The organism is Sporosarcina sp. P32b (assembly GCF_002743335.1).
Lineage (GTDB): Bacteria > Bacillota > Bacilli > Bacillales_A > Planococcaceae > Sporosarcina.
Genome location: NZ_PDZB01000045.1, coordinates 1 through 6,591, shown reverse-complemented (window position 1 = coordinate 6,591; position 6,591 = coordinate 1). Strand labels below are relative to the sequence as shown.

Here is a 6,591-nt window from a genome sequence, read left to right as displayed (position 1 = left end):
ATCCAACGAAGGCGCCTGCTGTGGTAGGCGTAGCGAGGAGACAAAGACAGGCGAACTTCCTGTCTCTGGCTCCTCGCGAAAGCCATCCACCAGCGCCGAAGTGGGGACAATGGACTCGCCACTTACATAGGCAGCTAAACCACAACCCCCTGATTAAACAGGAAACAGAAAAAGCACGGGCAAGAACCACAACTTAGTGCCGCTTATTACGCACACTAAACAGAAACGTAATCCGTGGTCACTTACGCACTAATGCCTTTTAAAACAAATACCGGAACTGCCCTACACCCAATTCAACGAAGGCGACTACTGTGGTTGCCCTAGCGAGGAGACAAAGACAGGCGAACTTTCCTGTCTATGGCTCCTCGCGAAAGCCATCCACCAGCGCCGAAGTGGTGACAATGAACTTGCCATTTACACAGGCAGCTAAACCACAACCTCCCGATCAAAGACGAAACAGAAAAAGCACCTGCAAGAACCACAACCCAACGCCGTTTATTACGCACAGTTTTATAAAACGTCATCCAAAAATCACTTAGTCCCAATTTTATTTTAAGCAACAACTCCCCTACTCAGTTACTTAAAACCACAAAAAAGCTTCCACTCAACTTACTGAGCGGAAGCTTTTTCCTATCCTTACAACTTCCATTTAAATCGAGCATAGCCCGCAAGCAACAGGAAATTGACCGCGGCACTAATGACCGTACCGTACGCAATGGCCTGCGCACCAATCTGATCAACAAACGCAAATATAATACCAATATTAATTCCAAACACGCTGATCAAACTAAAGATGATCGGTGTAATTGAATTACCTTTGGCATAATAAAAACGAGTGACATATGTATTAGCCGCCAAGAAGAACATCGACAGAGCAAACACTTTGAACACCGGTACCGTCAACATAATAGACTTCTCATCGAAATTCCCATAACCGAATACTAAACGGATTAGCGGCTCAGCTAGGAAATAGCAAAACACCGTCGCTGGCAATAGTAACGCGACCATGTAGAGCATACCTTTCTTGTAAAGCGCCTTGACCGTCTTCGTATCCCCTTCGCCTTCTTTCTTCGCGAGCATCGGATAAATGACCGTCGTTACAGCTGTCATGAGAATGGCTTGTGGAAAACCTGTTAGTTTCGATGCGTAGTTAATAGAAGAAATCGCACCTTCCCCTAATCCCCCTGCTGCAATACGGTGAATAATGAAGTAGAACTGCAAGGATGCGCCACCGAATAAAATCGGAAGAGCCAACCACCACATTCTCTTAATATCCGTTGGCATGCCGAATGAAGGTTTCAGCGAAGAGAGATCTGCACGTTTGATTCCCCAAAATAGGAAGAGTCCCATTAAGATTGCACTGACCATCGCACCCACACCGTATGATTCAGGTCCAAGCCATTTTGTTAGCGCAAAGCCTACTCCAACAAACGCCGCGTTATACAGTAAGATGGCTAGACTCGACAACTGAAAACGATCATTAATGTTCAATAATCCACTCATCCATGTCGACATGACCAATACGATTGAAGATGGCATCATCCAAAGGAAAAGATTTCTTACTAATGTATAGTCTTCATCACTTAAATCTTTAAAGAATAGATTCAGTATCGGATTCGTCAATACGATAATGACTAATGTAACGAGTGTGGCAGTTATGACAACTGTCGTGAATGCCTTGCGCACAAATAATGGTTTGTCCATATTTGAGGAATGGTAGATCGATATAAAGGCAGTCGTTAACGCCCCACCGAGCACTAGATAAATAAAGTTCGGTATCGTATACGCTGTCGCGATAGCATCCGCCACTGTCGATGTACCATATTGTATGCCAATCACGACTTCACGACCGAAGCCAAATAATCTGGCGACAATATTAATGATAGCGACAGTGCCAATGATCTTAAATAATTTACTCATTCGGAAGATCCCTTTCCATTCTGTTCATAGATATCGTTCAACCTTTTGACGATTACTGTTGAAGAATGTTGCTGAATCACTTGTTGCGTGACTTCATGCTGCTCTCTTGTCACTTCATTCGCAAGTGCTATCTCAAGTCCAGCAGCTAAAGCTTGTGCATTACGTGGCTCAACTAGGGTTCCGACATCTTCTTTCAATAAATAAGGTAAACCTCCAACATTCGTCGCTACGACTTTGGCTCCCGACGCAAGCGCTTCGAGTGCCACTAAGCCGAATCCTTCGTGGTATGAAGGTAAAGCGAGAATATCTGCTGCTGACATCCATTTCGCAAGTTCAGTCTGACTAACCGGCTCTTTAAAGTGAATACTTGCATTGTTACCGACTTTCGCCTTCACTTCTGCCGTAAAACGCTGGTCCTTCTGTGAACCTACTATATATAGAAGGAGGTCGTCATATGTTTCTTGTAATTGTTCAAATGCATCGATCAATTCCATAACACCTTTTGCTTCGATCACATTTCCTACAAAGAGAATTACTCGTTCATTCAAAGGCACGTCCAATAAAAGCCGAACCTCTTCCTGACCCATCGGTTTAAAGATACTCGTATCGACACCCATACTCATAACTTCTACTTTGCTAGGGGCAATACCATAATCATCGATGACGTCATTTCGCAACTTCTCCCCCACTGTAATAACTTCTGAGGATTCTTGTAAAATACGATTAGTGAGTTTTGCGATACGTGGACTTTTTTTAGCCATTTTATCTAGATCTCCACCATGCACTGTTACAACGTACGGTATCTTCCATAATTTCTTTGCAAGCAACGACACCAGTCCAGTGGGAAACGCGTAATGCGCATGTGTAATGCTGATTTTCTTTTTATGCTGTAAGACATATAGAAGGGATTGTGTTCCCCATGATAGATATTTGGTTATTTTTCCGATTTTCCCTTTGCCCGGATCATGTATGGCGATGATTTTAACATCTACACCATCATTCTTTAATTGTTCCACTTGATTTTTCACAAAGATTCCATAGGTTGGATGCTCTGTGGAAGGATACATATTACTAAACACTACTACTTTAGGCACTCATAACTCATCCTTTATTACTTACTGTCATAAACTAATAAGCTCTTTTATATGTTGAATGATTATACCACAAAATATAGGGATATAAAGTCGCAATAACGTTTAACTGAATATTTTCTCTGTTCCGTATAATGAAAATCTAATTAGTTTTTTCTACTAACATTTCATTTGTGTGTCAGTGTGTAATTCTCTTGTAATATAAATGTAATAATTTCTATGTTTATCCGTGCTAATATATTCCTAGATTACAAAGCGCAACAATGATTGTGCGAAAGGGGAATTTGAGAACAGCATGAAACGTCTAATAACTCTGGTCATGGCAAGTCTACTATTCTTTTCATTTGTACCAGAATTTGCTTCCGCAAACTCACCAACGTCATTAGTAAGCACAGCGAAAAATTATATGGGAACACCTTATCGTTTAGGTGGGACAACCCCAACAGCTTTTGATTGTTCAGGATTTACACAATACGTATTCAATAAAGAAGGTCTTTCTATTCCAAGAACGACTGGTCAACAAATCGGAGTCGGTACTTCCATTTCCAAAAGCAATCTAGAAGTTGGAGATTTAGTGTTCTTTAATACATCAGGTCGCGGCGTATCACACGTTGGCATCTATATAGGATCTAATAACTTCATCCATGCTTCTGTGAGCAAAGGTGTCATGGTATCATCATTGGATGATCCATACTACTGGAAGAGCCGTTATATTGGTGCACGTCGCGTAGCGAACTTCACTGATAACGTCGTTAAAGAAGAACAAAAAGTGGCTGCATCTGCTCCTGTTAAAGAAATTGTTTATGCAACTCGCGGTGAAATAGCACAGGTACTTGCAGAAAAGTTAGACCTTGATATGACAACAGTTAACACAACATTTAAAGACGTGGATGAATCAAATCCTCATTACGAAGCAATTTCCGCAGTCGCTGAAGCGAATATCTTCTCTGGCGATGCAGGTAACTTCAATCCAAATAAAGAATTAACTCGCGCTCAAATGGCAAAAGTTTTAGTAAGTGCATTTGAACTAAGAGGTTCTGCTATTGCGAATTTCTCTGATGTTCCTACTGGTCACTGGGCAACAGAATATATTAATATTTTATTCCATCACGAAATTACAACTGGTTACTTAGATGGTACGTATGGTTTATCAGACAAAGTATCAGTTGGACAATTAAATAAATTCATTGATCGTATCAATAATTAATGATCCTGCCGAATGTTCAAACTAGAGCATTCGGTTTTCTCTAAATTCAGCACTATCTCCCCCTTCAGCCCCATCCTTCCTCAAGTAGTTACGAAGAATCATAGAATTAACATTTCTTTTTTACGAGCTATGACAAAAATATCTAGTAATTAGTTTTCATAACTGGTAAAATGAACCTATGAGTCTAGTAATATACTATATTTTAAGGAGGATCTCATGAAACAATTTAAATGGGCAACAGTCGGACTGTTGCTGCTAACCATCTTAGCTCTCTCACCTCTCCAGTCATTTGCAAGCTTTAAGTTTTCCGACGTCCCCGCCAATAGTGAATATGTCAAAGAAGTCCATTACATAGCGGAAAAAGGTATTATTAATCAAACTCCTAAATTCAATCCTCAAGACAACTTACGACGTTCACATGTTGCCAAGATGCTTGTTATTGCAACGGGCACACAAAATACACAGTTAAAAAACATGGAAATTAACGGATTGAAGCCAACTAGCGAACAATACAAGTTTGCTAACATTGCTCTTCAAAAAGGATACTTCCCGAACACTGACGCTAACAACTTCAAACCGAACGAAGAAATTAAACGGGATGAAATGGCTTATGCAATGTCAGTAGCGTTTAACTTATCTGAAAAAGTAACTAGCCAAAAACCTCTGGGTATGGATGATGTGAAAAATCACAAATACGCTGACCGGATCAACGGCTTGTATTATGCAGGTATTACACAAGGTGACAACAAGAAATTCTTACCGAATAATTTGTTAACACGTAAACAATTCGCATTATTCGTTGCACGTGCGATGGACAAGCAGTTTGCATTGGCTGTTAAAACACCAGATCAGCAATCTAGCGTAAAGTACGTACGCGTAGCAACGGGTGACGACACAGATCCACTAAACGTACGCAGCGCACCTTCTGAGTCTTCTGCTATTATCCATGTGTTGCCTAACGGTACACTGGTAGAAGTAATCGGTAATCAAGGTATCTGGCTGAATGTACGTATTAATGGTGTAGAAGGATTTATCCATGAATATTTCACGACTCCTAATTTAAATGACGTGAAACCAAATACACCCGCACCTACACCACCACCTGTCACTACACCAAAACCGACACCTGTTGCCAAAACAATGGGTAAAGTAACGGTAAATAATTTAAACATGCGTTCTGCAGGTAACTCCAGTGCCCCAACTGTCGGTAAGCTACAAGCCGGTCAGAAAGTAGAAGTCTTGTCTATGTCTGGATACTGGGCAAAGATTCGTACGGGCAGTACAACAGGTTATGTGCACAAAACATATTTGAAATTATTGAATCAAACAGGTAATCCATTGAAAGATCGTATCATCGTTGTCGATGCTGGACACGGCGGACACGACCCAGGCGCAGGTAAGAATGGTAAATCTGAAAAAAACATCACATTGAACGTTTCTAAGAAAGTGGAAGCGAAGTTAAAGAATGCGGGTGCTAAAGTGATCATGACACGTTCTAATGATACGTATTATTCACTTCAAGCACGTACAGATTTCGCTAAGAAGAATTTTGCTGAAGCATTCGTTTCCATACACGTGAACGCAGCCGGTTTTGCTGCAAAAGGCACAGAAGTTTTCTATGATTCTTCTTCTAACATAAACGCAACAGAAAGCCGTGATTTAGCTTCTTTCATTCAGCGTAATATTGTGCAAAAAGCCAATATGTCTGATCGTGGCGTGAAGAATAAAGGCTTTTATGTAATCAAGAATAATAACGTAGCAGCTGTTCTTGTAGAGTTAGGCTTCATTACAAACTCACAGGATTATGCCAAACTAACAAGCGAGCAGTATTTGAATATTTATGCTGATGCAATCTACACAGGTTTATACCAGTATTACAGCAAGCAATAATGTTCTCCCCTCCTAGACATGCTCTAGGAGGTTTTTTTATGGAATGAATGCGCTTGTGTGGTCATTTTTGGGGGTGTGCTTTTCAGTGAGCTAGTAAACTGAGAGATCGTGTATAGTACCCGACTAAGAAACGCGTTTGGAGCAGAGACTAGGCGGCTGCGGGTCTTTGGCACTTTTGTTGGGGTCGTTGCTCGATTGGTTATTGGGGACGGAAGTTAGTGAGTGTCTGCTTTCTGGACCCGCGCAGGCACGTGGGGGATTGCCTACAGCCAGGAGCCAGCTGGCAAAGTGCTGCCAGTTGTCTCCTGGCCACGGCCTACCCCGCAGTTGTGCCTGCGCTGCTGAGTGATATTTATTTTGGTTGTGGTTCTAAGAATGATAAATTGCGTATCTTACCCAATCTAGAAACGCGGTTGACGGAAAGACTAGGCGGCTGCGGGTCTTTGGCACTTTTGTTGGGGTCGTTGCTCGACTGGTGGTTGG

5 protein-coding genes are annotated in these 6,591 nt (G+C 41.5%); 3 read left to right on the top strand and 2 right to left on the bottom strand.

Features of this window, described 5'->3' with window-relative positions; all coding sequences use genetic code 11:
- A partial coding sequence (locus CSV64_RS16920; protein ID WP_233191841.1) for a hypothetical protein occupies nucleotides 1-197 on the top strand: 197 nt, incomplete at its 5' end.
- Nucleotides 198-636: 439 nt separating this feature from the next.
- Here the strand turns inward: CSV64_RS16920 and murJ are convergent.
- Entirely contained in the window at nucleotides 637-1,920 is a 1,284-nt protein-coding gene (gene murJ, locus CSV64_RS16305) for a murein biosynthesis integral membrane protein MurJ (protein ID WP_099635654.1), read from the bottom strand.
- Nucleotides 1,917-3,014 carry a glycosyltransferase gene (locus CSV64_RS16300; protein ID WP_099635653.1) on the bottom strand — a complete coding sequence of 366 codons (1,098 nt, stop codon included), beginning with the start codon at nucleotides 3,012-3,014 and terminating at the stop codon, nucleotides 1,917-1,919. Before CSV64_RS16300 ends, murJ begins: the two co-directional genes overlap by 4 nt.
- Nucleotides 3,015-3,306: 292 nt before the next feature.
- On the opposite strand from CSV64_RS16300, the gene CSV64_RS16295 reads away from it, so the two are divergent.
- Nucleotides 3,307-4,218 (top strand): C40 family peptidase, encoded by a 912-nt coding sequence (locus CSV64_RS16295; RefSeq protein ID WP_099635652.1) that lies wholly within the window; start codon nucleotides 3,307-3,309, stop codon nucleotides 4,216-4,218.
- A 216-nt stretch (nucleotides 4,219-4,434) separates the two neighbouring features.
- Entirely contained in the window at nucleotides 4,435-6,108 is a 1,674-nt protein-coding gene (locus CSV64_RS16290) for an N-acetylmuramoyl-L-alanine amidase (protein ID WP_099635651.1), read from the top strand.
- Nucleotides 6,109-6,591: the final 483 nt, after the last annotated feature.

Bases quoted from the DNA above. Each gene is read 5' to 3' on its own strand.
- CSV64_RS16290 (WP_099635651.1), top strand. From the start codon at position 4,435: ATGAAACAATTTAAATGGGCAACAGTCGGACTGTTGCTGCTAACCATC.
- murJ (WP_099635654.1), bottom strand. From the start codon at position 1,920: ATGAGTAAATTATTTAAGATCATTGGCACTGTCGCTATCATTAATATT.
- CSV64_RS16295 (WP_099635652.1), top strand. From the start codon at position 3,307: ATGAAACGTCTAATAACTCTGGTCATGGCAAGTCTACTATTCTTTTCA.